The 26,436-nt window shown below is 70.3% G+C and carries 21 protein-coding genes and 1 pseudogene; 11 read left to right on the forward strand and 11 right to left on the reverse strand.

What is annotated here, in order from left to right; all coding sequences use genetic code 11:
- Positions 1–5: 5 nt before the first annotated feature.
- Positions 6–1,463, reverse strand: coding sequence for an MFS transporter (locus RWE79_RS32025; protein ID WP_475943566.1), 1,458 nt, complete (start codon positions 1,461–1,463; stop codon positions 6–8).
- Between the two features lie 173 nt (positions 1,464–1,636).
- Between RWE79_RS32025 and RWE79_RS32030 the strand changes: the two genes are divergently transcribed.
- On the forward strand, positions 1,637–2,092 hold the full coding sequence (locus tag RWE79_RS32030) for a MarR family winged helix-turn-helix transcriptional regulator (RefSeq protein ID WP_475943567.1): 456 nt from the start codon (positions 1,637–1,639) through the stop codon (positions 2,090–2,092).
- A 110-nt stretch (positions 2,093–2,202) separates the two neighbouring features.
- Here the strand turns inward: RWE79_RS32030 and RWE79_RS32035 are convergent, their stop codons facing one another.
- Together RWE79_RS32035 and RWE79_RS32040 are read right to left on the reverse strand one after the other, a co-directional pair.
- A complete protein-coding gene (locus RWE79_RS32035; protein ID WP_475943568.1) occupies positions 2,203–3,567 on the reverse strand; it encodes an FAD-dependent oxidoreductase in 1,365 nt (454 codons plus the stop codon).
- A gap of 617 nt (positions 3,568–4,184) precedes the next feature.
- Entirely contained in the window at positions 4,185–5,363 is a 1,179-nt protein-coding gene (locus RWE79_RS32040; RefSeq protein WP_475938055.1) for an IS4 family transposase, read from the reverse strand.
- 132 nt (positions 5,364–5,495) lie between these two features.
- Here RWE79_RS32040 and RWE79_RS32045 point away from each other — a divergent pair, with 132 nt between their 5' ends.
- A complete protein-coding gene (locus tag RWE79_RS32045; protein ID WP_475938642.1) occupies positions 5,496–7,082 on the forward strand; it encodes an IS1182 family transposase in 1,587 nt (528 codons plus the stop codon).
- Between the two features lie 81 nt (positions 7,083–7,163).
- On the opposite strand, the pseudogene RWE79_RS32050 reads toward RWE79_RS32045, so the two are convergent.
- Positions 7,164–8,149: pseudogene (locus RWE79_RS32050) on the reverse strand (IS5 family transposase).
- 76 nt (positions 8,150–8,225) lie between these two features.
- Positions 8,226–9,335, reverse strand: coding sequence for a glycoside hydrolase family 5 protein (locus RWE79_RS32055; protein ID WP_475943569.1), 1,110 nt, complete (start codon positions 9,333–9,335; stop codon positions 8,226–8,228).
- 367 nt (positions 9,336–9,702) lie between these two features.
- On the opposite strand from RWE79_RS32055, the gene RWE79_RS32060 reads away from it, so the two are divergent.
- Together RWE79_RS32060 and RWE79_RS32065 are read left to right on the forward strand one after the other, a co-directional pair.
- The gene (locus tag RWE79_RS32060) at positions 9,703–10,074 is read left to right on the forward strand and encodes an oxygenase MpaB family protein (protein WP_475943570.1); all 372 of its coding nucleotides are present in this window, start codon (positions 9,703–9,705) and stop codon (positions 10,072–10,074) included.
- Between the two features lie 226 nt (positions 10,075–10,300).
- A complete protein-coding gene (locus RWE79_RS32065) occupies positions 10,301–12,178 on the forward strand; it encodes a protein kinase domain-containing protein (protein WP_475943571.1) in 1,878 nt (625 codons plus the stop codon).
- A gap of 10 nt (positions 12,179–12,188) precedes the next feature.
- Here the strand turns inward: RWE79_RS32065 and RWE79_RS32070 are convergent, their stop codons facing one another.
- Positions 12,189–13,253 carry an NAD-dependent epimerase/dehydratase family protein gene (locus tag RWE79_RS32070; RefSeq protein WP_475943572.1) on the reverse strand — a complete coding sequence of 355 codons (1,065 nt, stop codon included), beginning with the start codon at positions 13,251–13,253 and terminating at the stop codon, positions 12,189–12,191.
- A 363-nt stretch (positions 13,254–13,616) separates the two neighbouring features.
- Entirely contained in the window at positions 13,617–14,177 is a 561-nt protein-coding gene (locus RWE79_RS32075; protein WP_475943573.1) for a TetR/AcrR family transcriptional regulator, read from the reverse strand.
- Positions 14,178–14,214: 37 nt separating this feature from the next.
- Here RWE79_RS32075 and RWE79_RS32080 point away from each other — a divergent pair, with 37 nt between their 5' ends.
- Positions 14,215–15,246 (forward strand): epoxide hydrolase family protein, encoded by a 1,032-nt coding sequence (locus tag RWE79_RS32080; RefSeq protein WP_475943574.1) that lies wholly within the window; start codon positions 14,215–14,217, stop codon positions 15,244–15,246.
- A 387-nt stretch (positions 15,247–15,633) separates the two neighbouring features.
- Here the strand turns inward: RWE79_RS32080 and RWE79_RS32085 are convergent, their stop codons facing one another.
- Positions 15,634–17,163, reverse strand: coding sequence for a serine/threonine-protein kinase (locus tag RWE79_RS32085; protein ID WP_475943575.1), 1,530 nt, complete (start codon positions 17,161–17,163; stop codon positions 15,634–15,636).
- A gap of 601 nt (positions 17,164–17,764) precedes the next feature.
- Between RWE79_RS32085 and RWE79_RS32090 the strand changes: the two genes are divergently transcribed.
- The 3 genes from RWE79_RS32090 to RWE79_RS32100 all read left to right on the forward strand — a co-directional run bounded on the left by RWE79_RS32090 (position 17,765) and on the right by RWE79_RS32100 (position 22,823).
- Entirely contained in the window at positions 17,765–18,268 is a 504-nt protein-coding gene (locus tag RWE79_RS32090) for a nuclease-related domain-containing protein (RefSeq protein ID WP_475943576.1), read from the forward strand.
- Positions 18,269–18,426: 158 nt separating this feature from the next.
- Positions 18,427–20,340 (forward strand): DNA/RNA helicase domain-containing protein, encoded by a 1,914-nt coding sequence (locus RWE79_RS32095; protein WP_475943577.1) that lies wholly within the window; start codon positions 18,427–18,429, stop codon positions 20,338–20,340.
- Between the two features lie 101 nt (positions 20,341–20,441).
- Complete coding sequence (locus RWE79_RS32100) at positions 20,442–22,823, forward strand: DUF2075 domain-containing protein (RefSeq protein WP_475943578.1); 2,382 nt, start codon at positions 20,442–20,444, stop codon at positions 22,821–22,823.
- A gap of 78 nt (positions 22,824–22,901) precedes the next feature.
- Here the strand turns inward: RWE79_RS32100 and RWE79_RS32105 are convergent, their stop codons facing one another.
- Entirely contained in the window at positions 22,902–23,030 is a 129-nt protein-coding gene (locus RWE79_RS32105) for a DUF6408 family protein (protein ID WP_475943579.1), read from the reverse strand.
- A gap of 314 nt (positions 23,031–23,344) precedes the next feature.
- Here RWE79_RS32105 and RWE79_RS32110 point away from each other — a divergent pair, with 314 nt between their 5' ends.
- From RWE79_RS32110 to RWE79_RS32120, 3 genes are all read left to right on the forward strand, one after another.
- Positions 23,345–24,187: a helix-turn-helix domain-containing protein gene (locus tag RWE79_RS32110; protein ID WP_475943580.1), complete on the forward strand. Its 843-nt coding sequence runs from the start codon at positions 23,345–23,347 to the stop codon at positions 24,185–24,187.
- Positions 24,184–24,369, forward strand: a complete 186-nt coding sequence (locus tag RWE79_RS32115; RefSeq protein WP_475943581.1) for a DUF397 domain-containing protein — start codon at positions 24,184–24,186, stop codon at positions 24,367–24,369. The genes RWE79_RS32110 and RWE79_RS32115 overlap by 4 nt, the downstream gene beginning before the upstream one ends.
- A gap of 103 nt (positions 24,370–24,472) precedes the next feature.
- On the forward strand, positions 24,473–25,000 hold the full coding sequence (locus tag RWE79_RS32120; RefSeq protein WP_475946228.1) for an NUDIX hydrolase family protein: 528 nt from the start codon (positions 24,473–24,475) through the stop codon (positions 24,998–25,000).
- Here the strand turns inward: RWE79_RS32120 and RWE79_RS32125 are convergent.
- Together RWE79_RS32125 and RWE79_RS32130 are read right to left on the reverse strand one after the other, a co-directional pair.
- Complete coding sequence (locus RWE79_RS32125; RefSeq protein WP_475943582.1) at positions 24,963–25,175, reverse strand: hypothetical protein; 213 nt, start codon at positions 25,173–25,175, stop codon at positions 24,963–24,965. The two genes, RWE79_RS32120 and RWE79_RS32125, sit on opposite strands and share 38 nt — an antisense overlap.
- A 151-nt stretch (positions 25,176–25,326) precedes the next feature.
- Entirely contained in the window at positions 25,327–26,436 is a 1,110-nt protein-coding gene (locus tag RWE79_RS32130) for a phosphotransferase (RefSeq protein WP_475943583.1), read from the reverse strand.

A 26,436-nucleotide genomic window follows, 5' to 3' on the forward strand; every position in this document is an offset into this window, starting at 1 on the left:
GGCGGTCAGCTTCCGGCCGTGGCCTGTTCGGGCGCGGCGGCCGGGGCGTCCTTGCTGCCGGTGTCCGTGGCGCGGCGCGCGGCCGGGATGGTGACCGCGACCGCCGCGGCGACCAGGGCGACACCGCCGCCGACCAGCAGGCCGGTGCGGAAGCCCTGCTCGGAGGTGAAGGTGTAGCCGCCCATGGTGGTGGTCATCTGGGAGAGGAGCACGCCCATGACGGCGGCGCCGACCGAGGTGCCCAGCGCGCGCATGAGTGTGTTGAAGCCGTTGGCGGCGGCGGTTTCGGAGAGCGGGACCGAGCTCATGATCAGCGCGGGCATGGAACCGTAGGCCAGGCCCACGCCGCTGTTGATGACCATACCCACCAGCATGAGACCCCAGGCCGAGCCCATCAGCGCCTGCGACAGGCCGTAGCCGGCGGCGATGACCAGGACACCGCAGGTCAGGGTGGTCTTCGGGCCACGGGCGTCGGTGAGCTTCCCGCCGAGCGGCGAGACGAACATCATCATGATGCCGCCGGGAGCCAGCCACAGGCCCGCCGCGAGCATCGACTGACCCAGGCCGTAGCCGGTGGCCGAGGGGAACTGCAGCAGCTGCGGTACGACCAGCATGCTGGCGTACATGCCGAAGCCGACGAAGACCGAGGCGACGTTGGTGAGCAGTACCCGGGGGCGGCCCGTGGTGCGCAGGTCGACCAGCGGGTCGCGGGTACGCAGCTCCCACAGGCCCCAGGCCACCAGCACCACGACGGCGGCGGTGAACAGGCCGAGGGTGGTCACCGACCCCCAGCCCCAGTCGGCGCCCTTGGAGACCGCGAGCAGCAGGCAGACCAGTCCGGCGCCGAGGCCGATCGCGCCGGGCGCGTCGAAGCGCTGGCCCTTGGCGCTGGCCGGTACGTCGGGGATCAGGAACCAGATCAGTACCGCGACCGCCGCGGCCAGGCCGGCGGAACCCCAGAACAACGCCCGCCAGTTCGCGTACTGGGCGACCGCCGCGGCGATCGGCAGTCCGAGGCCGCCGCCGATTCCCATGGAGGCGCTGACCAGCGCGATCGAGGAGCTGAGCTTCTCGGCCGGCACGACGTCACGCAGCAGGGCGATGCCCAGCGGCACCATGCCCATGCCCATGCCCTGCAGACCGCGCCCGACGATCATGGGGACGACGGAGGACGAGAGGGCGCACACCACCGAGCCGCCCACCAGCGGTACGGCGCACACGAGAAGCATCCGCCGCTTGCCCACCAGGTCGCCGAGGCGTCCGGAGACCGGCACGCAGACGGACGACACCAGGAGGGTGGCGGTGATCACCCAGGCGGAGTTCGAGGACGTGGTGTTCAGGATCTGCGGCAGCTCCGCGATCAGTGGCGTGACCAGCGTCTGCATGATCGCTGCCACGATGCCCGCGAACGCCAGCGTGGCGACCACGCCGCTCGATCGGGCTGACGACTGGGGGGCGTCCATCACGGGACTCCTGGGAGGTCTGTCGGGACTGGGGTGAGGATGTGCATCGTACACGTCATATGTATCAAGCACTTCAAGTGGTAGATGCATATGCCTGTGGGAGGATGGGGGCCGGGGCCGGCCCGCGAGGTGAGGTGCCGCCGGCCCGGCGGGAAGCGGGAGGCGACAGGCGCATGGTCAAGCCCACACACGAGGTCGAGTACGAGCAGATGCTGCTCAGCCGCCACGGCCTCCCGCTCCACAAGAGCGGACGCCGCAAGGGCGGCGTACTGGACCGCAGCGCCTACATCCTGCTCAGCCGCATCCGCGTCCAGGGACCGATGTCGATCGGCGAACTGAGCGACGCCTTCGGACTCGACGCCTCCACCCTCAACCGGCAGACCGCCGCGGCGATGCGCGCCGGGCTGGTGGATCGCATCCCCGACCCCGAAGGGGGCATGGCCCGCAAGTTCCGCATCACCGACGAGGGCGCGCGGATGCTCGACAAGGAACGCGAGGGCACCATAGACGCCCTGGACCGGGTCATGGCGGACTGGCCCGACGAGGACATCGCCGCCTTCGCCGCCTACCTGAGGCGCTTCAACACCGACATCGAACGCCTCGGTGGACGCCCCTGGCCCCGCCCGTGAACACAGCCGCGGCAGCGGCGCAGGCCGGCTGACGGGCCACCCGTCCGACCGATCGCCGGGATCCGTCGGACGGGTGGCGCGGCGGGTAACCGCCGCAATTCGTACGGCGGTTACGCGCCGCTCGCGTCGAGCATCTCCTCGCGCTCGACGACCTTCACCCGCTGGCGGCCCTGCGGTTCGCCGAGGGCCCGCTCGTGCGCGTCCAGGCGGTACCAGCCCTCCCAGGTGGTGTAGCGGACGTTCCGCTCGCGCAGGTGCGTCCCGATCGCGTCCTCGCCGGGCTCGGCGGGAGCGGTGAGGCGGCCGGCGGCGTGATCGGCGAGCAGGCAGGCGACGGTCTCGTTGGCGTCGCCCTTGGTGTGGCCGATGAGGCCGACGGGGCCGCGCTTGATCCAGCCGGTGACGTACGTGGACGGGATGTGGGCACCGTCGCCGTCCAGGACGCGCCCGGCCTCGTGCGGGACGGTGCCGGAGACCGGGTCGAAGGGGAGCTTGGGCAGCTCCTCGGACAGGTACCCCACGGCGCGGTAGACGGCCTGCAGGTCCCAGTCGCGGAAACGGCCGGTGCCGCGGACGTTGCCCGTGCCGTCGAGTTCGGTGCGCTCGGTGCGCAGACCGGTCACGCGGCCGTCCTCGCCGGTGATCTCCACCGGGGACTCGAAGAAGTGCAGGTAGAGCTTGTGCGGGCGGTCGCCGACATCGCGGATGGCCCAGTTCTCCAGGGTGGAGGCGACCATGTCGGCCTGCTTGTTGCCGCGCCGGGTGGCTATGGACCCGTCGTCGTACTCGATGTCCTCGGGGTCGACGACGACCTCGATGTTCGGGGAGTGGTTGAGCTCGCGCAGCTCCAGCGGGCTGAACTTCGCCTGGGCGGGGCCGCGGCGGCCGAAGACGTGCACCTCCAGGGCGCGGTTCCCGGCCAGGCCCTCGTACACGTTCGGCGGGATCTCGGTCGGCAGCAGCTCGTCGGCGGTCTTGGCCAGGATGCGGGCGACGTCCAGGGCGACGTTGCCGACGCCGAGGACGGCGACCTTCTCGGCCTCCAGGGGCCAGGTGCGCGGGACGTCGGGGTGGCCGTCGTACCAGGAGACGAAGTCGGCGGCGCCGTAGGAACCGTCCAGGTCGATGCCCGGGATGTCGAGGGGGCGGTCGGCGGTGGCGCCGGTGGAGAAGACCACCGCGTCGTAGAAGCGGTGCAGGTCGTCCAGGGCCAGGTCGCCGGGGTAGTCGACATTGCCGAAGAACCGGACCTGGGGCTTGTCCAGGACCTGGTGCAGCGCGGTGACGATGCCCTTGATCCGCGGGTGGTCCGGGGCGACGCCGTAGCGGATCAGACCGAACGGGGCGGGCATCCGCTCGAACAGGTCGATGGACACCCCCGGATCGGCGGCGGCCTCGGACTTCAGCAGGGCATCTGCGGCGTAGATCCCGGCGGGACCGGCACCGACGATGGCCACCCGTATGGCGCGTGACATGGAGCAACCTTCCTTTTGGCGCAGTGCTCCACAGTACGCGAGGGGGTAAGGCCACCCTTACCCCGTCCATATCCTGGTTCCGGTGGCCGGCGCGGGCCGTGTGTGTCCGCCCCCGTAGCCCCGTAGCCCGGCCGGTGCCGGCGTGCCGGCACCGGCCGGGCGACGGTTGCGGCATGGGCCGCCGCTAGGCCGTGTTTTAGAAGTCCCGCCTGTCCCGCGACCCTCCCCCAGCCTGGCGGCTGGGTGGTACCCCCAGGTACGGCACCTCGCTGCGTTGTCGAATTGTCCGAGTAGCCCACTACGAGGACAGTTCTCCGCCTTGCGATGCACCGCACCAGACGCCGCGGGACCCGCCCTCCGGGCGGCCGGGGCTACTTCTAAAACACGGCCTAGAAGCAATGCCGTTGCGTTACGGGCTTGCGGGCTGGGGTCTTGTGATGAGGACCGCTTGAGGTCCGGTGCGGGTCGGCTGTGGCCAGGAACGGTGTTCAGTTCGCTTGAGGCGGTAGTTGGACATCTTGCGTTTCACCACGCGGGGCTGGCTGCGGAGGCGTCTGACGGGCAGGAGCCGTTCCAGGAGGTCCTGCTCGAGCATCACCAGTGCTCTGACCAGGAGGTCAGGGGGAAAAACTGCCCGGCGTGACGGTCACGCTGCGCCGGGCAGAGCGCAGCGTTTCGGTGAAGGAGACCCGGTCAGGGTCCAGGCCACGGGTGGCAGCCGTTCTCAGCATGAGTTCCCGCAGAGCGTGGTGGACCAGCAGGTGTGCCCAGATCTGCTGGTGAACACCGTCGGGTGTTTTACTGCTGAGCACGACGCGTGCGCCACGCTGATGGGTTTTGATCTCGGCGAAGACGGACTCGATCTCCCAGCGTTCGCGGTAGAGCGCGGCCAGCTGCCGGGCAGGATACCGTCGGGCGTCCAGCAGGCTGGTGACCAGGCGATAGTCGTCGGTCTCACCCTCACCGGCCCGGTCCTTGAGCCGGTAGGCCAGGACACGGACCACAACCGGCTCCTTGCGGGCCGGGCCGCCGCTCGCTCTGATGTGTGAGAGCCATGACCCGTCGCGGAACTGTTTGGTGACGGGCAGGACGCGGTTGGCGGGCACCCGCCACAGCAGGTCGGCGCCGGTGGCGGTGAACGCCTGCCACAACGGGACGCCAAGGAACCCACGGTCGGCCAGGACCAGCTGACCTGGGCCGGTCGAACGCGGCAGGCGGCCTACCAGAGTGACTTCCCCGGTGCGGCAGCCGGCCAGTTCCGCGTCCAGCACCGCATGGCTGCCGATCTCCACCAGAGCTGCCATCCGCACTTGCGGAAACGCGCTCCTGCCCGACCCGCGGCCACTGCCCGGACGTCCGAAGGCAGTCTCGTTGGCTTCACTGTCCGCGACGTCCCAGCACGTGCCGTCGACGGCGAGCAGCCGCAAGCCCCGCCAGAACGCGCCGGGCGTCGCCTCGGTCGCCATCGGCTTCGCGGTCGTGGCGAACAGCACCCGCAGCGGCTCGGAGCCCAGCCGCTGCCGGGCCCTGAACAGCGAGGACTTCGCCGGAACACGCCAGTTGCCCAGCAGCCCCGAGCCCCGCAAGCCCTCGACGAGATGGCGCATCACTTCCAGATACGGGGCAGGTGAGAACAGGGCCAACGCCAGCACGAAGTACACCACCAGCCGCGCGGGAAGCAGCCGCTGACGTCGCTCGGCACGGCCGCACGCCGTCACCACCCGGTCCACCAAGCCTGGCGGATACACCCAGGTCAACAGGCCGAGACCCGATAAGTCAGACACACTCGCAGCCATCCGAACCACCCCCGGGACGAACTGCCAAGCACAGTACGCCTACAGCAAAGGCAACGGCATTGGGCCTAGAAGACTGCTGAAAATCTCATGTTCTGGCCCCGGCTCGGTGGAGTCGGGGCCAGTCTTGTAGGCATGCAGGGTGAGTGGGCCGGGGAGATGGTCGGGCCGGATGTGTGGGAGACGTGCCGGGAGTTGATCCCGGTGGGGAGTGTGTTCGCGTTCCTGGCCGAGCATCGTGAGGTGCTGTTCCCGCCGGGGATGTTCGCGGACATGTATCCGTCGTCCAATGGCCGTCCGAGTCTGCCGCCGCAGGTGCTGGCCGCGACGGTGGTGCTGCAGAGCCTGCAGGGGCTGTCGGACTTCGAGACGGTCCAGGAACTGCGGTGTGACCTGCGGTGGAAGGCGGCTTGCGGGCTCGGGCTGTACGACACCGCGTTCGATCCGTCGCTGCTGACGTACTTCCGGCGCCGCTTGCGTCATTCGGCCGATCCGATGCGGATCTTCACCAAGGTCAGGGAAGTCGTGGCCGCGACCGGCGTGCTCAAGGGCAAACAGCGGCGCGCGCTGGACTCCACCGTGCTCGATGACGCGGTGGCCACCCAGGACACCGTCACCCAGATCATCTCCGCGATCCGCCGGGTGATCCGCGAGGTCCCCGGCGCCGACGAGGTGGCCGCGGGGCACTGCCGGGCACACGACTACACCGACCCGGGCAAGCCGAGGATCGCCTGGGACGACGAGAGGGCCCGCGCCGCGCTGGTCGACGCGCTGGTCACCGACGCCCTCAACCTGCTCGGGCACCTGCCCGAGCAGAACCTGGGGGAGAAGGCGGCGAACGCGGTCGGCCTGCTGGCCCTGGTCGCCGGGCAGGACGTGGAACCCGCCGAGGACTCCGACGGACGCGACGGGCGCTGGCGCATCGCCAAGCGCACGGTGGCGGACCGGACGGTGTCCACCGTTGACCCCGACGCGCGGCACATCCACAAAAACCGCACCCGTCACCAGGACGGCTTCAAAGGGCATGCGTCCTTCGAGCCGGAGACCGGGCTGTTCACCGCCGTCGCCCTGACCAGCGGCTACGGCCCCGACAACCACGAGGCCGCCGTCGCCGCCGGTCTGCTGGCCGACGAGGAAGAGGGCGCGGAGTTAACCGTGCTCGGCGATTCCGCCTACGGCACCGGCGACCTGCGCGCGCAACTGCAGGCCGACGGCCACACCCTGGTGATCAAGCCGCCGCCGTTGCGGCAGGCAGTGCCCGGCGGGTTCACCGTCGACGACTTCCGTATCGGCCTGACCGCAGGCACCGCGACCTGCCCGGCCGGAAACACCGCCAACCTCGGCCAGATCAAACCCGACGGCGCCCGCACCGCCCAGTTCAAGGGTGTGTGCGCCGACTGCCCGCTGCGGACGCGTTGCACCACCTCCAAGACCGGACGCACCCTCAACGTCCACCCCCAGTACGAACTGCTGGCCGCCGCCCGGGCCCAGGCCGCCACCGACCCCGTCTGGAAGGACGAATACCGCCGATGGCGGCCACCCGTCGAACGCGCCATCGCCTGGCTCGTCGCCAAGGGCAACCGCCGGGTTCCCTACCGCGGCGTCATCGCCAACAACATCTGGCTCCACCACCGCGCCGCCGCCCTCAACCTCCGCCGACTGATCAACCTGGGACTCACCCGGACGAGCAACACCTGGCATCTCACCCCAGCCACCGCATAGCAAAAGGGCCGCCCGGCCTGCGGCCGGACAGCCCCTCGACAAGATTTTCAGCAGTCTTCTAGGTCCTGTCTGGAGTTCGGATCACGAGTGTGGTGCGATGCTGCGGAGCCAGAGCATCGCACCACACAGGTGCAGTCCGGCCTCGTAGCTCTCCGGGGTCTTGTCGTACCGGGTAGCGATACCGCGCCAGTTCCGCAGCCGGTTGATGCACCGTTCCACGGTGTTGCGCTCTTTGTAGAGTGTCGCGTCGTGTGAGACTGGCCGACCGCCAGCGCTGCCACGCTTCTTGCGGTTCGCGGCCTGGTCGACCTTCTCCGGGATCACGGCTCGGATCCCGCGTCGTCGCAGGTAGTGGCGGTTGCGTCGGGACGAGTACGCCTTGTCCGCGGCCACCGCATCCGGCCGGGTCCGCGGGCGCCCGATCGGGCCGCGCACCTTCACCCGTTCCAGGACCGGGGCGAACTGTGGACTGTCGCCGGCCTGCCCGGGCGTGAGGACGAACGCAAGCGGGCGACAGCGTCGGTCAGCCGCCACATGGATCTTGCTCGTCAGTCCGCCCCGGGAACGCCCCAGCTCGGCGGCTTTCAAGCGGGCTCGGTGTCGTCGGCGGACCCGTCGCCGCTCGACGCGCGCCTCATCCTCGGCCTGTCCGTCCTGCGTTCTTTGCGCCTTGCCATCGCCCCCTTTTCGGCCTCGACGGCCATTTCCAAGGCCGCCAACTGCTCGGGGTCCAGGGCCATCCCGGCGGCGTGATGGTGGGCCCGGGCGGTCGCAGAGTCCACGCTGACCAGGCCCAGGTCGGCCTGGCCGCGGGCGGCGGCCTCGGCGATCACTGTTTGCATCAGATCCTGGAAAACACCCCGCGTCGCCCAGATCCGGAAGCGGTCGTACGCGCTCGGCCAGGGCCCGAACTCGGTCGGCAGGTCACGCCAGGGGCTACCGGTCCGGAACCGCCACATCACCGCGTTGAAGTGTTTCCGCAGGTCAGGGATGGGCCCAACCGCGGCAATCGGGAGATGGGGCTCGATCAGGGCCCACTGCTCTTCGGTGAGATCGCCTCGCGCCATGACTGACGGCCTATCAAGACCGAGCCCTCGCGCGCAGGCGATCTACCGAACTCCTGATCCGAACTCCAGACAGGACCTAGGAGCCCGCCACCGGCTCGCCACGGCCCCAGGCCCAGGCCAGCCGGTCGGCGCCGGAGGCGTTGGTGGTCGCCAGCCAGGGGCTGGCGGGGTCGCCGGTGAGGGTCTGCAGGCTGTAGGTGTCGCCGGTACGCAGGCCGGGCCAGTAGACCGAGCCCATGCGCAGTGCGCGGAAGGTGTCGGTGTCGGCCTGGATGAACGAGATCTCGTTGTTGCCGGCGTTCGTTCCGTTGTAGTCCAGGCCGCTGGTCATGGTGGCGCCGAACTCGTCGGCCACGGTGCGCCACGCGCAGTCGCCCAGGCGGGCCTTGAGGTCGGTGGTCCACTCGTCGTAGGTGCGGTTGCCCCAGAAGCCGTAGTGGTGCAGGGAGAGGTAGGTGCCCTTCAGCCGGGGGTCGGCGCAGACGGAGACGACGCTGTCGTTGTAGCCGCTGCCGCTGACGAATACACGGTCGCGCGGTACGGCGGCGCGGAAGGTGTCGATCCACTGGGCGGCGACATCGGCCCACTCGGCGGGGGTGTACCCGTGCGGTTCGTTCATCGGCTCGAAGTAGACCCGGTCGTTCGCCTTGTAGGCGCGGGTCACGGTGGACCACATGCGCCAGTAGGCGGCGGTGTCGTCGATCAGGCCGTCCTTGGCGGCACCGGTGCCTTCCCAGTAGGAGACGATCACCTTGAAGTGCAGTCGGGTGGCGGCGTCGATGACCGCCCGGTAGGAGTGCCAGTACGAACCGTTGACGGTGTACGGGTTGATCGGCAGCCGGACGGTGTTGGCGCCGAGGTTGGCGTGGAAGGCGGCGATGACGCGGCTCGCCTTCCGGTAGGTCGTGGCGTAGCTGTCGGAGAGGGACAGGCCGGACAGCACCACCGGGTCGTCCGCGAAGTTGTCACGGGGGTCGGCCCAGTTCACGCCTTTGAACTGGCTGGTGTTGGCGGTGTGGCCGGTGGTGGCCGTGGCCGGCGTGGCCGCTGCGGCGGAGGGCTGGAGGCCGGCGCACAGCAGCGCGGCGGAGGCCACGGCGGTGGCGACGAGCGTGCGTCCGCCGGTCCGCCCGGGGCGGCGGACACGGGCGCGGATACGGGCGCGGATGCGGGTGCGGGTGGGCATGGCGGCACCTTCTTCGTGGGGGGACTCGACGGGCGGGCCTGTGGTGGCGGCAGGGCGAGGCACAACTGCTCGGTCCGGTTCGCTCGTTCGGGCTGGGCCTGGTCTCGCCGAGTCGGCGTTCCGGGTGATGTTTGCGCAAACATGGCCGACTGAGCTGCGAGTGTGGTCGTGGCCACTTCAATCTGTCAAGCATGTTGCGTCAGGGTTTCAACTGTGAGGCCCACGGCCATGCTTGAGGGATGCGGACGGTGTTCCGGCCGTGTTCCGGCCCTGTTCCGGCGGGGTCGCGGCCGGGCTGGCGGGATCGGTCCCGCAGCAGGTCGGGGGCTGCCCCCGATACGGCCGGACCAGCACGCCAGGAGCCTCCATGAGCGTCTGGCGCGTGATCCGGGTACCGCTGGCCCGGTCCTTCGTACGGCTGACCGTCGGGATGTACCCGCCGGCCGTACGGGCCAGGCTGGGCTACCGCTGGTCGCGGCGGAGCGCGCTCGCGCTGCGCCTGCTCGGCCGTACGGTGGCGCTCGGCTGGCACCTGGTGCCCTTCGAGCGGCGCTACCACCCACGCGCCCGGGCGGCCTGGCGACGTGCCCGCGGGCTGTCCGTACCGCTGGTGGATACTCCGGCGCGTAACCTGCCTCCGGTCGAGCGCCGTGGCGAGCCCAGGCACTATGCGCCGGACGTGCCGGACGTGCCGGACGTGCCGGATCGGCGGGATTTTCCCAGCTGCGGGACACGCTGAAGCAGGCCGCGCACGCGCCGACACGCGGGTGTCCCCGGAGAGACATCGGGCCCGGCCCGCCGTTGCGCCCCCCGCACGTCCCGTGAGGAGTCGCAGGCGGGCCAACTCCCGTGTCGCAGAGGGCCGCTACGCTAACCTCGCGCTCACACCGTGCGAGAGAACCAGGATTCCCATGCCAGACGACAAGCGCTTTCGGCCAGAGACGATGGCCTATGCGGTGGCCGGCATGGAACCACCCCCTCCGGTTCCGCTGCGGGACAGCGACCCCCGGCGGGTCGGCCCGTATCTCCTGGTGTCGGTGCTCGGCAGCGGCGGGATGGGCCGGGTCTACCTGGGCCGGGCCACCACCGGCGCGGGCGGACTGGCCGCCGTCAAGGTGATCCGGCCGGAGTACGCGGAGGACCCGCAGTTCCGGAAGCGTTTCGAGCGGGAGGTCGGCGCGCTGGACCGGGTCCGCAGCGCGCACACGGTGCGGCTGCTGGGCAGCGGCTGCGACGGAAACCTGGTGTGGGTGGCCACCGAGTACGTACCGGGGCCCACGCTCTCCCAGGTGGTCGACGCGCGCGGTCCGATCGACGCGGCGGCGGCCTGGCGCCTGATGGCCGACCTGGGACGTGCGATCGAGGCCATGTGGCGGGCGGGGATCGTCCACCGCGACCTCAAGCCGTCCAATGTGATCCTGGCCTCCGACGGCGCCCGCGTGATCGACTTCGGGATCGCCCAGGCCACCGACGGCGCCTCGATCACCACCACGGGCCAGCACGTGGGCACCGCCGCCTACATGTCACCGGAGCAGGCCAGAGGCCATCAGGTGACCGCCGCGTCCGACATCTTCTCCCTGGCCTCCACCCTTACGTACGCCCTGGTCGGCAAGGCCCCGTTCGGGGAGGGTACGGGTGTCGACGTCCTGCACCGGGTCGCCTTCGAACCGCCGCGGGAAAAGGTCCTGGCGGCCGTGGCGGCCACCGATCCGGAGCTGGCGGCCTTCATCCGGACCTGCCTGGACAAGAACCCCGAGCTGCGTCCGGCACCCGGGACCGTGTTCCGGACGGCCATCGGCCAGCAGCTGTCGGGGCCGGCCACGGCGCCGCCCCGGTCCGCCCCGAGCCGCCCCGCCGCCGGGCCAAGCGGGCCCGCCGGGCCCGCTTCCAGGAAGCGCAGGAACGTACTCGTGGGCGCCGCCGTGGCCGTCGCCGTCCTGGCCGCCGCGGGCACCACCGTCGCACTGCTGCACCCGGGCGGCGACGGGACGGCGGCCGCGTCCGGGCCGGACACCTCCCCGACCGCGACCACGGACGGAACTGCCACCTCCGCCGCCTCACCGAAGGCCACGTCCACCTCCGCGTCGACGTCCACGTCCTCGGCGGCCGGCCCGTCGAAGGCCGAGGACTCTCCGGGGCCGACGACCGCCGGGAATCCCGCGAACCCCGACATCCGGTCCGCCTCCTGCCCCACCCCCATCACCTCGGGGACCGGCGGCGCCTGCGTCCGCGCCCTCCAGAGGCTGCTCCTCGGCTACGGGCTGTACGTCACCGTCGACGGCAAGTTCGGCGGCCGGACCCTCGCCGCCGTCAAGGTCTTCCAGACCGAGGCCGGAATCACTGTCGACGGAAGGGTCGGCGCCCAGACCAAGAAGTACCTCTACAGCCGCCCCCGCGGCCCGCTCCGGAGCGGCGCGCTCACCGTGACCGAGAGCGTCGACGCCGTCGACACCGCCCGCTGCCTCGACATGGCCACCGGCGCCGCCCGCAAGGTCCGGGTCTGGGACTGCGCGGGGGCCGGCAGGCAGAAGTGGGCCCTGTACCCCGTCCCCGGCCAGAGCTCCGCGTACACCGTCGTCAACCGCGGCAGCCATCTCTGCCTGGACGCCGACGCAGCCACCTCCGGCCGGAACGGCCAGAAGGTCCGGGGGAGGGGCTGCGACGGCCTGACCGCCCAGCGCTGGACCCTCGGCGCCACCGCCGCCTCCGGCGGCCGCACCCTGGTCAGCGTCCCCAACGGCTACTGCCTGGACGCGGACGCCGCCACCTCCGGCCGGAACGGCCAGAAGGTCCAGGGCTGGAGCTGCGCGGGCAGCAGCAACCAGGTCTGGAAGTGGGCGTGACCCCGCCGGGTCACCGGTCCGGGCGCGCGCCGCGCTGCTGACGCCACGTCAGATAGTGGTCGAGTACCGTCTCCTCGACCGGGCGGTAGGTGATGCCCAGTTCGTCCACGCCGCGCCGGTTGTCCACCGCGAACCGGATCCCCAGGTGCTTGCGGATGTAGTCCGGCGTGAGCCCGAAGGCCGGCCCGAGCGTTCTGACCGCCCAGTGCGGCAGCCCGTGGGCGGGGAGCCTGAGGTTCCGGGGGAAGCGGTCACGGAGGATGCGTGACATCTGCAGGAACGAGTACATCTCCTCCCGCGCGACGATGTAACGGCCGTGCGCGTCCGCGGTTTCCGCCGCCGCGACGTGCGCGCTCGCGACATCCCTGACGTCCGCGACCGTGAAGCTGAAGTCCGGTGCGCCGTAGAAGAAGTAGCCCTTGAAGAGCTCGTCCAGCAGGAACAGACTCCCGGATTCGGACGCGGGGGTCAGTGAAGGCCCCAGTATCAGCCCCGGATTGACGGCGACCATGCTCCAGCGGTCCTGGGCCCGCGCCGCCTCCCAGGCCGCCTCCTCGGCGACCGTCTTCGCGTAGTGGTACGGGTTGTTCTCCGGGGTGCTGGTGGTGTTGACGTAGCGCTCGGAGAGCACCTGCCCGTCCATGCCGAGGACGTCGGCGTAGTCGCCGAAGATCGCGCCGACGGTGGAGGTGAGCACCAGCCGCTCGACCGTGGGAGTGCGTTCGATGCCAGCGAGGACATTACGCGTGCCGGTCAGCGCGGGCGTCACGACGTCCTTGGCGCCCTTCTTGATCGTCTCGGGCATGAAGAACGGCGAGGCGACGTGGAACACCACGCGACAGCCGTCCATCGCCCTGTCGAAGGACCTCTCCGTCAGCAGATCGGCCTCGAACAGGCGCAGCCGGTCCGGGAAACGGCCCCGCAGCGCTTCCAGCGGCCGCCTCTTCGCGGCTCCCGCCGAGGGCCGGAGCGTGGTGTGCACGCGATAGCCGCGCTCCAGAAGCAAGGTGACCAGATGACCCCCGACAAACCCGCTGCCACCGGTCACCAACACGGTCTCGCCGCCGCCGTCCACTGTGCCCCCTCCCGCCGATCCCAGCGCGCACCCTACCGGCGTGAGCCGTTACATGGTGGTGTCCTGGGATGCGGGGTGGAAGGCCACGTTCGGCGCGGTCCGTGCCGGTGCTGTCCGCACCCGCACCCGCACCCGCACCCTCACCCGCACCCGCACCCTCACCCTCACCCATGCCCCGGCCTACCGCCGGCCCCGGTCCCCAACGCCGCGAGCGCGCCCGCATCCGCAGCGAACGACAACGGCGCCGGGGTCGACCCGCCACCCGAGCAGCCTGACCCCCACACCTCAAACGTGCTCGGTCACGGCGCCGGTGCCGTGATCGCGATGGTCGGGCAGATGTCGATGAGTTCTCGCTGTCGTGCATCACCCGTCGGCGAGGCGTTGGATGGTGGCGCTCAGCCAGGCCTGGAGATCGGCGGGGTCGCCGAGTTCGGAACGCAGGACCCGGCGACGGGTCGAGACGCCGAGCACGAAGGCGTCGATCGCTGCGGCTCGGCTGCGGGCGTCCGCGTCGTCCAGGCCGCTGTCGCGCAGGTAGCGGTGCAGCGGCTCCAGCGAGTTCGTGTCGAGGAAGGCGGCCAGCGCCTCCGCCGCCTGCGGGCGTTCGCCGGAGGCCCGTTGCAGGACGAGCAGCGGATCCTCCCCGGGTGCGCCGAACCAGCGCTGGACGATGCTCGCCGCGAGGCGCGAACCCAGCGCGGAACGGTCGCCGTCGAAGGAGTCGGAGACCGGGATCTCCACCCGGGTTGCCGCCAGGAAAAGGCCGTCCTTGCCGCCGAAATAGCGCGTGATGAGGTTGGGAGACACGCCGGCGGCGTCGGCCACGCCTTTGACCGTGATCGCCGCGTACCCGTGCTGGGCGAACTGGCGTTGTGCGTGCTCCAGGATCCGCTGCCGGGTGGCGGCCGCATTGCGCGAAATCATGTGTACGAGCATACACATCATGTGTACGCTGATACACATGAACAACGAGATACGGGAACGACTCCGGCGGACGCGGCGCGTCACGACCCCGTGGAGTGACGACGGGACGCGCGGCATCAGCGGCACCCACCTCGACGCACTGCTCGAACGCTGGGCGAACGGGTACGACTGGGGCGTGCACGAGCGCCGCATCGGCGAGTTCCCCTGGGTGACGGTGCGGGCAGGCGGCACCGACCTGCGTGTGATCCACCAGCGGTCCGCGGATCCCGGCGCCCCGGTTGTCGTGCTGCTGCATGGCTGGCCGGACTCGGTGTTGCGGTTCGAGCGCGTCCTGCCTTTGCTCGCGGACATGCATGTGGTGGTTCCCGCGCTGCCGGGCTTCCCGTTCGCGGCCCCGCTCACCACTGCCGACATGTCGGTCAACCGGATCGCCGGGATCGTCGCGGAGGCTCTGGACGAACTCGGTTACTCGCGGTACACGGTGTCCGGCGGCGACGTGGGTGGCACCGTCGCGGAACTCCTCGCGGCCCAACACCCGGACCGGGTGGCTGCCGTGCACCTCACGAACATCGCCCCGCAGCGTGCGCTCACGGCGGAGCTCGCGCCCGACGCGGCGGCCTACCTCGCCCGGGCGGCGCAGTGGTTCCGGACCGAAGGCGGGTACATCGCGGAGCAGTCGACGCGGCCGAACACCCTCGCCGTCGCCCTCGGCGACTCACCCGCCGGCCTCGCGGCGTGGATCGTCGAGAAACTGCAGTCCTGGTCCGACGAGTCGGCCTTCACTACGGACGAGCTGCTCACCTGGGTCACCGCCTACTGGGTCACCGGCACGATCGGCACCTCTTTCACCACCTATGTCGAACCGGCCACCCTCCCTGACCGGATCGACACGCCGACCGTGCTCTCCGTGTTCCCGCGCGACATCAAACCGGAGCCGCGAAGCTACGCCGAGGCGTTCCTGAACGTTCGCGATTATGTGGAACACCGAGCCGGCGGCCACTTCGCAGCCTGGGAACAGCCCGAGGCTTACGCCGACGACGTACACCGTGCGGTCAAGCTGGGCGGCTGACGCGGAGCTTGGGGATGCTCCACCACTGCAACGCCGTGCGCCCGGCACGGCCCATGGCATGGAAGCCGGCACCGTGAACGCCGTGGGGCTGGAAGGGCAGACCCCGCGCGAGCGCCGGGGCCTTCCTCCTGCCGGTGATCGGCGCGGGCATGGGCGGACAGCTCGACGACGGCGGCGGCACCGATACGGGCAAGAGCAAGAGCGGGTCGAAGCCGGTCGCGGCTGCGCCCCGCACGGCGAGCCCGATGGTGTCGAGGAGCGGGACCGCTGAGCCGAGGACGCGGGACTGCGCGGGTGAGCACCTTGACGAGGCCGAGGAGAAGGCCCGCGCGGCCGGATACACCACCTTCGGCGCGACCGGCGTGACCCTCGCGGTACGTCCTGGTGTCACCGGGGCCGGAAGTAGGTGCCGGTGGACTGCTTTCCGGTGACCGTGGCGATGCAGCGCAGCACGCGGAGGCCGTCGGCGTACTGGGTCGGTGAGGGCGGGAGGACGTCGACGGTCCAGCGGGCGGGGGCGATCTTGAGTGCCGCGCCCCGGCGGGACTTCGCCATGACGTCGCGGGAGCAGAGCCGGCGTACGTCGGGGTGGTTCTCCAGCTCCTGCTGGTTGACGGTCATGCCGTCCGCCGGGAGCGGGGCGATGGCGAAGGTCTCCCAGGGGTGCTCCACCAGGCAGTCCGCGCGGTTGACGGTGACGTTTCCGGTGATGACGACCAGGCCGCCCCAGCATTCGGCGGTCGTGGTGCAGCGGGCGTGCAGCCCGCCGACGGAGGCCGCCGGGCAGCTCTCGGTGGTGGTCGGCACCTTGAAGGCGGCGGTGGCGGAGGATGCCGTGGGCGTGGGGGAGGAGCCTGCGGACGTTCCGGAGGAGGCCCCGCCCCGGGCCCCGCCCTCGGTCCGGTCCTCGGTCCGGTCCTGGTACGCCAGCACGCCGGCCGTGCCGAGCAGGGCCGTGGCCAGGACCAGGGCCGGGACCGCCAGGCGCCGGCGCCGGTTCGGCCGCCGCTTCCGGCCGGTCGTGGCCAGGGGCTCGGTGTCCGGCGGGAGTTCCGCATCGGTCCGTGGCGGCGTGTCGGGGGCGGCGGGCGCCGACGTGCCCAGGTCGACGGCGGCGAGTGCGTCCCGGAAGGCCGCCGCGTCGGGGGTGCGGTCGGCCGGGTCCGCGGCCATGGCCCGCCTGAGGACGTCGGTGAAGGCCGGGCTGACGCCGGGCAGGTCGGGCAGGGGCCAGGTGTGCCGCACGATGACCTCGGCGATGCTGAGGCTGCCCTCTTCGGGGTAGTGCGGGGCCCGGCCGTGCACCAGGGCGTAGACGGTCGCGGCGAGGGAGTACACGTCACCGGCGGGTGTGGGGGTGGCCAGCCTGAACGCCTCGGGCGGGGCGTACGCGGGCGTCAACGCCTCCCGGGTCACGGACAGGTCGTGGTCCGGCCGGGGCATGGCGGCCAGCCCGAAGTCGGCGAGGGCGACGCCTCCGTACTGGTCGACCATGATGTTGCCCGGCTTGATGTCGCGGTGCAGCACCCCGGCGGTGTGCGCCGCGACGAGCGCGTCGGCGATGCGCACCCCGATGTCCCGCGCCTCCCGCACCGGGAACGGGCCCTGCCGGCGGAGCCGGTCACCCAGGGAACCTCCGGGACACAACTCCAGCACCATGTACGGCCGGCCGTCGGCGAGGACTCCGGCGTCGTACACCGCCACCACGTTGGGATGGCCCGACAGCTGACCGGCGGCGGTGACCTCGCGGATGAACCGCTGCCGGTCGCGGGCGGAGGACAGCACCCGGCTGTCCATCTTCAGCGCGACCTCCCGCCCCACGGACAGCTGGCGCGCGCGGTAGACGGTGGCGAACCCGCCCTGGCCGAGGACTTCGACGACCTCGTAACCGGGCAGGTCCGTACGTTCGGACTGCATCCTGCGGAATCCCCCAGCGAAGCTGCCTGACCCCGGTCGCGACACCCGGCCGGGGAATTGAGAGCGCCGACTGTAGCCCACCCGTCCGACACCGGCCCCGAAGCGGCAGCTGCGATACCTCGGCGCGGCCCCCCGCGCTTTGCTGCGCGCCGCCGGAGCGCTGTGCGGTGCTGAGGGGGGAGCACGGTCCTCGGTGGGTTCGCAGCACTCAGCGGGCCAGTCGCCCGCTGTCTTGTGGGTATAGGCCTGGGAGTTGGACTCGACTATGGGGGTTTCAGGAAGTGATGACATCGTTACTCTGGGTCATTGTCCTCGTTGGTGCAGCTGTTCTCATCGGTACACGAGGACGTGCTCGAAGCCAACGACGGCGTGCCTCAGACAGGGCGTCCTCGCCTCCTCCGTCATCACGAGCTGAGGCGGCGCGTAGATCAACCGAGCGTTGGATCGAGGCCGGGCGATCCTTCAGGCCGCAGGTCCCGCCCCAACAGCACAGCGCTCCCGGTTTCATCCCCTCCCGACACGACTTGTTCCTGAACGAACCTGGTGAGGCGGTGACCAAGAGGGGTATTGCGGAAACAGGATCGGCCCTCGGAGACACGCCGTGGCACAGAGGTGCGACAGGAGAGACCGTCCAGGCAATCTTCTGGAGTCTCTGGGACGGCGGGGCTGGTACATCTTGCACGCGGTCCCTTGCCCGTCCGGTGGAGACATCGACCATCTCGCCATTGGACCCGGCGGTGCATTTGTGATCAACACCAAATATCTCCGCGGCGCACAGGTTCAGGCAGACGGCGATCACCTTCGTGTGGACGGGCGGTGCCGCGACAGTGATCTCCTCGAAAGGAGCCGCTGTGAAGCCTTCGAAGCCTCCGAGATTCTGTCAACCGCCACGGGATTGCAGGTCGAGGCTGTTCCTGTGCTTGCCTTCGTCGATGCTATGGATGTCGAGGTCGAAGGCCGGCCCCGCGGGGTGCTGGTGACGGACGTGCGACGGCTGATTGCTCTGCTGGCTGGGGAACATGGCGCCGTGCTGGGCGCTGGGGAGATCGAGGTCCTTTTCAGCGCAGCTCGTGACCTGCGCGTATGGCGTGGAATGGGTGGTTGAGTGCCTGCTGGGCCAAGAACCCCGACCCTGCCGAGGCGCATGGGTACCCTTGATCACATCGCAATTGCGGCCCGACGGGCTTCCGCTCCACTCCGGTGGAGTCTCGAAGGACATGCCCCCACCCGCACGAGTCACTTCGTGCTGCCTGGGGGAATTCCTTGCTGTTCCGCGCGTCGGCCAGGACGGTCGCCGTCATGGCGCTAGACGGTTCGCTCTTCCATCACCTCGCCGAGAAGTTCGTCCGCATGCACGGTTATCGCCCTGGACCTGCCGAGGCCCGTTCCTGGGAGCGCAGCATCCCGCTCCTGGTCGCCGCCCTCAACGAAGCGGGCCTCGGCGACGTGGAGGTCATGCTCGAGTACGCGCTTCCCCTGAACAGCAAGCGGGCTGACGCCGTACTCGCCGGGGTGCACCCGGTCAGCGGGGAGTCGTCCTATGTCGTGGTCGAGCTGAAGCAGTGGAGCGAGGCCGTGCCGCACGAGGACGACCCGGCACTCTGCCATGTCGAGGCATACGCGCAGCCTGTCCTGAACCCCATCGAGCAGGTGCGCCGCTACTGCGAATACCTGGTCAACTTCAACGGCGCGGTCGCCGAACACCCGGAGCGTGTCAATGGGGTGGCGTACCTGCACAACGCCACCGAGTTCGGGGCGAGCGGACTCCGTCAGATCGAAATCGACGACCGGGGACAGTTGTTCACCGCCGAGCGACGCGGACAATTCGTCGGCCACCTCCGTGCCAAGCTGAGCGACAAGCATCGGGGCGCCCCTGCGGCCGATGAACTCCTTGCGGGGAAGACGGTCCCGTCGAAGCAGCTGATGTCGGTTGCTGCCCAGGAGGTGCGCGAGCGCGAGCAGTTCGTACTGCTGGACCAGCAACAGGTCGCCTACCGCATAGTGCTCAACGCCGTCCGCAAGGCGAAGCAGTCCGACCACAAGGAGGTCGTGGTCGTCACCGGGGGCCCCGGCACAGGCAAGAGCGTCATCGCGCTTTCTCTGCTCGGTGAGCTGTTCCGGCAGGGTGTGCCCGCCTTGCACGCCACGGGCTCCCAGTCGTTCACCAAAACCATGCGCAAGGTCGCGGGCGCCCGTAAGCGTGAGGTGCAGGACCTCTTCAAGTACTTCAACAGCTTCATGACGGCAGAGAAGAACACCCTTGACGTGCTGATCTGTGACGAGGCGCACCGCATCCGCGAGACCTCCGCCAACCGCTACACCTCGGCTGCCCACCGCACGGGCAGACCACAGATCGACGAACTCATCGACGTTGCCCGTGTCCCCGTCTTCCTCCTCGACGAACACCAGGTGGTGCGTCCTGGTGAGATGGGCAGGGTGGCTGACATCGAGGCAGCCGCTGCCCGGAAGGGGGTCGCCTGCCGTGTCGTATCGCTGGACGGTCAGTTCCGCTGCGGCGGCAGCGACGCCTATCTGCGTTGGGTGGTACGGCTCCTGGGCCTGGAGGCGGGCGGCTCGGTGGCCTGGGATCCTGACGACCGTATGCGACTCCTGGTCGCCGAAAGCCCCGAGGAGATGGAAGCCTTCCTCGACGGCCGCCGCGCCGAGGGCTACGGCGCCCGGATGTCTGCGGGCTACTGCTGGCCGTGGTCGCCGGAACCCAGGCCCGGGAACCCGCTTCCCGTGGACGTGGTGATCGGCAACTGGGGCCGCCCCTGGAACCTGCGGGGCGACCGAGCCGTCTCCGGCGCCCCGCCGTCCGCCCTGTGGGCCACCGACCCGGCCGGCTTCGGCCAGGTCGGCTGCGTCTACACCGCGCAGGGCTTCGAGTACGACTGGTCCGGCGTCATCATCGGCCCCGACCTGGTCTGGCGCGTCGACCGCTGGGTCACGGACCGTACGGCGTCCAAGGACCCGGTCTTCAAGAAGTCCACGTCGGATGCCGACGTGGACCGCCTGATCCGCAACACGTACAAGGTGCTGCTGACGCGCGGCATGGTCGGCACCGTCGTGTACTCCACGGACCCGGAGACGCGCGAGAAACTGCGGGAGCTGGTCAGGGCGGAGCAGGAGGTGGCCACGGTCCGACCGGTTGCTCAGTCGACATCGACGGCGTAACCGATCGGGGAAGCCTCATGGATGCGACCCCCTCCGTTTCCGACCAGCGTGAGCTGAAGGTGTAGTACCGCTCTCCGTCCGGGTTGAGGACCGCTTCCAGCATGGCCATCGACCGGCGCAGGTTCCGCAGCGTCGGGACATCCATCCAATCGGACACCGCTGCCAGTTACCCGGTCGCCCTCCCGGCGGCCGGGCGGCGACAACAAGCCACTTCCATCCGCACGGACGCCCGATTCCTTAAGATCGCCCGTACCGGTTGCGGCCCGACGGGCTTCCCCACGCGGACACGCCCCCACCCGCACGAGTCACTCGTGCCCTGGGGGAACCACCTCGTGTCTGTGCTCCTGCTGAAGCTTTCAGCAAATGACCTGCTCACCCTGAACTTACGGCGCCGAATGGTGCCCCACCTCGCAGCCCGGTGGCAGCATTTCCGCGGATCCGAGGCCTCGGTCTCCGAACGCTCCGCATGGGCGGAGAGCCTGATCGAGCTTGCGAAGGACCTTGTCGCGGCCGGCCGTGGCAACGTCGAGATGATTGTCGAATGCGCGGCGACGGTCGACGAACCCGAGGATGGCACCGAACTCCGGCTCATCGACGTGGTACTCGTCGGCAGACACCCCGAGACCCACCGGCCCTCATTCCAACTTGTGGAGCTGAAGCGCTGGTCCACGGTGACCCGGGTGGAGGCCTTCACCGCTGAGCTGGTCAGGGTCCCGGGGATGGATCCGAAGCGGCATCCCGCTCTCCAACTCCGTGAGTCCTACGAACTGTTCACCGGCGACAAGGGGCCGCTGAGCGGCCTCACCGTCGAATGCGGCGGCTTCACCTATCTGCATAACGCCACCGACGAGTCCGTGAAGGCGTTGCTGGGCGCGGACGCACCCACGGGGCCCTATGCGCGCGCATACACCAATGACAGTCGCGCCAGATTGCTCGCAGATCTGCGGAACGACTTCGCCGAGGACGGTGCCGACTCCGAGGCCGAGAGCTTCCTGCGGCGCATGAACCTGCGGAACACCCCGCTGCTCGACGCGATGATCAAATCTCAGGGCGAGGACACGGTGTTCACCCTTCGGGGCGAGCAGAAGAAGGTCGCCGGGGCCGTTCTGGAGCGAGCGGCCATGATCCTCGGGGACCCCGACCGTCCCGGGCTCCTTCCGGACGACAGGCGAGCTGTCTTCCTCGTGACGGGCGGCGCCGGCACGGGCAAGAGCGCCGTCGGACTGCAGCTCAAGGCGGATCTCGAAGCAGTCGGCCGCACGGTCAAGTACGCCAGCGGCAGCCGGGCCTTCAACGGCGCGATCCAGGAGCATGTGGGCTACGGCGACAAGGAGTTCAAGGAGACCTTCACCTACTTCAGCAACTTCGTCACACCCCCCGACCCGCCCTTGGACGTCCTGATCTGCGACGAGGCTCACCGCCTGCGCGACCGCACCACCAACCGTTACCTCCCCGCGGAGAGGCAGGGCACGAAACCTCAGGTGGACGAGCTGCTGGACGCCTCCCGTCTCACCCTGTTCTTCCTGGACGAGAGCCAGTCCGTGCGGCCCAACGAGGTCGGCACGGTCGCCCTGATCGAGAACGCCGCGAGGGCGCGGGGGATCCGCCCGGTGCTGTACCCGCTCAGCGAGCAGTGGCGTTGCGGGGGAAGCGACGCCTACGTGCGCTGGGTGCGTGCCGTGATCGGCCTCTCGGACGAGGAGCCGAAGCCGTGGATCCCCGACGGCCTGATGCACGTGGAAGTGGCGGAAAGCCCCGAAGAACTCGAACAGATCATCAGCACGGAGGCCGCGGCCGGCGCCTCGGCCCGCATGGTGGCCGGATTCTGCTGGCCCTGGACCAAACCCCTGGGCAAGGAGAAGCGGCTGGAGGCCGATGTCCGCATCGGTGACTGGCACAAGCCCTGGAACGCCGACAGCCTGAGCTTCTGCGAGAACGGGGCGGTCCCACCGTCCAGGATCTGGTCCGTGCACGAGAACGGGATCAACCAGATCGGCTGTGTCTACACGGCCCAGGGCCTCGAATGGGACTGGTGCGGTGTGATCCTCGGCGACGACATGGTGCGGCGGGAGGGACAGTGGGTCTTCCGGAAGGGCAAAGCACGCAAGGACCCGGAGGCAGGAGTGAAACGCGTCGCGGTGCCGGGCTCCTTCGACCCGAGACTCAACGGGAAGAAGCTGAGCCAGGAGGACTTCGCCCGGTGCGTACGGCACGCGTACCACGTGCTGATGACGCGAGCCAGCCGTGCCACCGTGCTCTACTCCACGGACGAGGAGACCCAGGCTTACCTGAGAGACATCGTCGGCGACGTGCACATTCACGGACTGCGTCCCACCTGGGAGAACCTTCCGCCCGCCGCTCGGCAGCCGCACCTGCCCCGTCCGCCGCGAGGGCGGAATCGTTCACGTGCCAGAAAGAGGAAGAAGAAGCAGCTGGATGCCGGGAAGGACGGGAACCACCCCGGGCAGAGAACTCTCTTCTGAGAGGTGCCCCGACCGCTCCCGAGAGACGGCGAGTCGAAAGAGGAGTGGCGGGCTCACCGGGCCCGCCACCCGCCTGTCTCAGATGAGCAGACGCGCTGCCGCCGCCAGCGCCTCCAGCACGAGGTTGGAGACGATTCCGGCGGCGGCGCCGATCAGGACCTCACGGACCCAGACGCGGCGCGCAGGCTTGTACTCGACAGGGTTCAACAGGACCACTCCTCGGACGTGGGCTCGGAATGGCGGGACCGCCCTTCCGGGCATCCGTCCTCACGCGAGGTGAGGTCCACGCGGTGGCTCTCCATCCGTTGCCCACGACCGGCGAACCGGACCGCGAACTCTGCGCTCGTACCCTCCGGGAAGGTGCGCAGCCCAAAAACCTTACCCCACAGCGGACTTCGATTGCGCGCCCGAAACTCGCCGCAGGCCGTACGGGCAGCGGTGTACGGGTTCGCGGCGCGGAGCGTACGAGTAACCGATCCCGGTGGTGGCGTCGTTGGACAAGGGCGAGGAGTACGACATGTATGACGAGGGGGCCGCCGATGGCGAGCAGCAGTTGTGGACCCGAACCGTCGGACGGCCTGCGGGCGTTCGGGGCGGTCCTCAAGGTCTTCCGTGAACGGGCCTCGCTCACGCAGGAGCAGCTCGCGGAGCGGGTGTGTTTCTCGATGCACTTCGTGGCCTCGATCGAGCAGGGGCGGCGGCTGCCGCCCGGTGACTTCGTGGAGCGGGCCGAGGAGGTGCTGGACGCGCTCGGCGTGCTGCGGGCGGCGGCGCGGCATGTGGCGCGGCAGCCGGGCCTGGCGGCGTGGTTCCGGCAGTGGGCGCAGCTGGAGGCGACGGCGGTCAGCCTGGGCACGTACGAGTGCCGGGTGGTGCCCGGACTGCTGCAGACGGAGGCCTACACACGCGCCGTGATGCTGAACGTCCCGCCGCCGCCCACCGAGGAGGAGGTCGAGCAGCGGATCGCCGCGCGCCTGGAGCGGCAGGAGTTGCTGACCCGCAAGCCGCCGATCGCGTTCAGCTTCATCGTCGAGGAGTCGGTGCTGCTGCGGCACACGGGCGGCGAGGACGTGACCCGGGAACTCCTCGGCCACCTCCTCGCCTGCGCGCGGTTGTGGAACGTCGAGCTGCAGATCATGCCGCTGCGCCAGCCGCAGCACGCCGGTGCGGACGGCCCGATGCGGCTTCTGGAGGCGCAGGATCACCAGTGGCTGGGCTATGCGGAGGGGCAGCAGACCGGGCAGCTGATCTCTGGCCGGAAAGACGTCAGCCTCATGCAGATGCGCTATGCCAAGATGCGCTCACAGGCCCTGTCCCCGGCGGATTCGGCGGAGCTGTTGAAACGGATGCGAGGAGCTCTATGAGCGCCAACGGCGAGCTGGACTGGTTCAAGAGCAGCCACAGCGGTTCCCAGGGTGACGACTGCGTGGAGGTCGCGTACCGGCCCGAGGCCGTCCACATCCGCGACTCCAAGGACAAGGACGGCCCCCGGCTGTCCGTGTCCCCGGCCGCCTGGGCCGATTTCGTCGCGTACGCCGCAGGCTGAGCCGCGCGAGAGCTCACCGCCCGCGTGGCCGGAGCCACAAGGTGGGCCGGGGCGGGGCGCGCCAAAGGGAAGGTGCTCAACGTACGATCAGCCAATGGCTGACATGACCGACACCACGCCCGGCTGGCTCGCTCCGGACGAACTCGAACTGGCGCGCGAGCGGATGCCGATTCTGTATGTCAACGCTGTGCCGGTGCGGGTCGGCGACAGCGGTGACGTCACGCACATCGGGCTTCTGCTGCGGATCGGGCCGGAAGGTACGGTCAGCCGTGCCCTGGTCTCCGGGCGGGTGCTGCACCATGAGCGGGTCCGTGACGCGCTGCTGAGGCACCTGGAGAAGGATCTCGGCCCGGTGGCGCTGCCACGGATCCCGGCCTCTCCGCAGCCCTTCACCGTCGCCGAGTACTTTCCGACGCAGGGGGTGACGCCCTTCCACGACGCCCGCCAGCACGCGGTGTCCCTGGCCTACATCGTCCCGGTGGCCGGCGACTGCACCCCCCGGCAGGACGCCCTGAACCTGGTCTGGTTCAGCCCGGAGGAGGCCGCGGACCCGCTGGTGCAGCAGGAGATGCCCGGCGGGCAGGGCGTTCTCCTCAAGCAGGCCCTCGCGCACGTCGGCTGCCTGAGCTGAGGACCAGCTCGCCGACGGACGCGGCGACCGGCTCGGCCTGCTGGGAGAGCGGGTAGAGGCGGTCGGTGTCGACACCGGCGACCAGGGCCGGGGCGGTGACGCGCCGCAGGGCGGCGGCGCGGCCGCCCCGGGCGTGGCCCACGTCATGGCTGTTCACGGCCTGGGTGAGCACCACGCAGGAGCCCGCGCCGAAGCGGCGTACCGGCTTGCCCGCGTGGCGGTCGGGACAGGAGTCGACCTGCGTGTCGGGGCGCCGCCGCAGGCCCGTGCGGCGTGCCCGGCGGGTGGACCGGCGCGGCCCGTGCGGCGGATACGGCGGCGGCCGGTCATGACCGGCCGCCGTACGTGGCCCGCCCGAGCGGCGCCACGCGTTCCCGTACGTGTTCCAGCAGCCCTCTTCCTTCCGGGCCGTTGAACCACTCGGCGTGGCGCAGGTAGTAGTCGTAGGCCAGGGCGACGCTGTCGGCGGAGCCGATCACCCCGTGGAAGTAGTCCATTTCCGACAGCGCGAACTCGGCGTGCACCAGCGGCAGCAGTTCCGGCAGTGCGGCGGCCTCCGCTGCGCTGAGCGGCCGGACCGCGGTGTAGCCGTCGAGCAGGGCGTCCAGATGGGCCCGTTGGACGCGTACCGTGCCGTGCGGCAGGTCCAGCCACTGGACGATGTTGCGTTCGACGGCGGTGGCCAGGTCGTGGACGGCGGTGGTGCGGTCGCTGAGCCCGAAGTCCAGCACCGTGGCCACCCGCGCGTGCGGGCCGTCGGTGTCCCACAGGAGGTTGGAGGCGTGCCAGTCGTTGTGGGTCCACAGCGGTTCGAGGCCGTCGAGCAGCGGGGCCAGCCGCCGGTGGAAGGGCAGGTGCACCCGTTCGGTGTCGGCCCGCCACGGCCGGCCGGCCAGCGCGGCGGCCAGCGCCGGGCGCCGCGCCGCGTACCGTTCCAGCGCCGCCGCCGGGTCGGCCGGGTCGGCGAAGACGGTGAAGGAGGACACCAGGGGCTGCACCCGGCGCGGCGGCGCCTCGTACCCGGCCGCGGCGAGGTGGAGCCGGGCCAGCGCGGCCCCGGCGGCGCCCGCGTGCCCGGCGGAGGTGAACGGCGACCAGGACAGCGCGTCCTGGTACAGGTCGGTACCGGTACCGGCGGTGTGCACCTCGTACACCCACTCGCCGAGCCGCACCGCCGACAGGACCTCCACGACGGGGGCGCCGTGCTCGCGCAGGTGCCGCAGGAAGGCGTGCTCCTCGGCGAGCCCGTCGAGGCCGCGTACGCGGGAGTGGTGCCGTTTGACGAAGAGCAGCCGGTCGCGCTCCACCAGGGCGGCCGCCGAGAAGGGGCGCGGGCTGCGCCACAGCACCCGGGCCGCCGGGCCGTCGCCGAGCACCTCGGCGACCTCCGCCTCGGTCAGCGGGGGCCAGTCCGGGGCGACCGGCTCGGTGCCCAT

This window comes from Streptomyces sp. RLA131 (genome assembly GCF_056270125.1).

Bases quoted from the DNA above. Each gene is read 5' to 3' on its own strand.
- RWE79_RS32080 (WP_475943574.1), top strand. From the start codon at position 14,215: ATGAACAACGAGATACGGGAACGACTCCGGCGGACGCGGCGCGTCACG.
- RWE79_RS32040 (WP_475938055.1), bottom strand. From the start codon at position 5,363: ATGGCTGCGAGTGTGTCTGACTTATCGGGTCTCGGCCTGTTGACCTGG.
- RWE79_RS32085 (WP_475943575.1), bottom strand. From the start codon at position 17,163: ATGCAGTCCGAACGTACGGACCTGCCCGGTTACGAGGTCGTCGAAGTC.
- RWE79_RS32065 (WP_475943571.1), top strand. From the start codon at position 10,301: ATGGAACCACCCCCTCCGGTTCCGCTGCGGGACAGCGACCCCCGGCGG.
- RWE79_RS32075 (WP_475943573.1), bottom strand. From the start codon at position 14,177: ATGATTTCGCGCAATGCGGCCGCCACCCGGCAGCGGATCCTGGAGCAC.
- RWE79_RS32115 (WP_475943581.1), top strand. From the start codon at position 24,184: ATGAGCGCCAACGGCGAGCTGGACTGGTTCAAGAGCAGCCACAGCGGT.
- RWE79_RS32030 (WP_475943567.1), top strand. From the start codon at position 1,637: ATGGTCAAGCCCACACACGAGGTCGAGTACGAGCAGATGCTGCTCAGC.
- RWE79_RS32120 (WP_475946228.1), top strand. From the start codon at position 24,473: ATGACCGACACCACGCCCGGCTGGCTCGCTCCGGACGAACTCGAACTG.
- RWE79_RS32035 (WP_475943568.1), bottom strand. From the start codon at position 3,567: ATGTCACGCGCCATACGGGTGGCCATCGTCGGTGCCGGTCCCGCCGGG.
- RWE79_RS32100 (WP_475943578.1), top strand. From the start codon at position 20,442: ATGGCCATCGACCGGCGCAGGTTCCGCAGCGTCGGGACATCCATCCAA.
- RWE79_RS32060 (WP_475943570.1), top strand. From the start codon at position 9,703: ATGAGCGTCTGGCGCGTGATCCGGGTACCGCTGGCCCGGTCCTTCGTA.
- RWE79_RS32130 (WP_475943583.1), bottom strand. From the start codon at position 26,436: ATGGGCACCGAGCCGGTCGCCCCGGACTGGCCCCCGCTGACCGAGGCG.
- RWE79_RS32025 (WP_475943566.1), bottom strand. From the start codon at position 1,463: ATGGACGCCCCCCAGTCGTCAGCCCGATCGAGCGGCGTGGTCGCCACG.
- RWE79_RS32110 (WP_475943580.1), top strand. From the start codon at position 23,345: ATGACGAGGGGGCCGCCGATGGCGAGCAGCAGTTGTGGACCCGAACCG.
- RWE79_RS32055 (WP_475943569.1), bottom strand. From the start codon at position 9,335: ATGCCCACCCGCACCCGCATCCGCGCCCGTATCCGCGCCCGTGTCCGC.
- RWE79_RS32045 (WP_475938642.1), top strand. From the start codon at position 5,496: ATGCAGGGTGAGTGGGCCGGGGAGATGGTCGGGCCGGATGTGTGGGAG.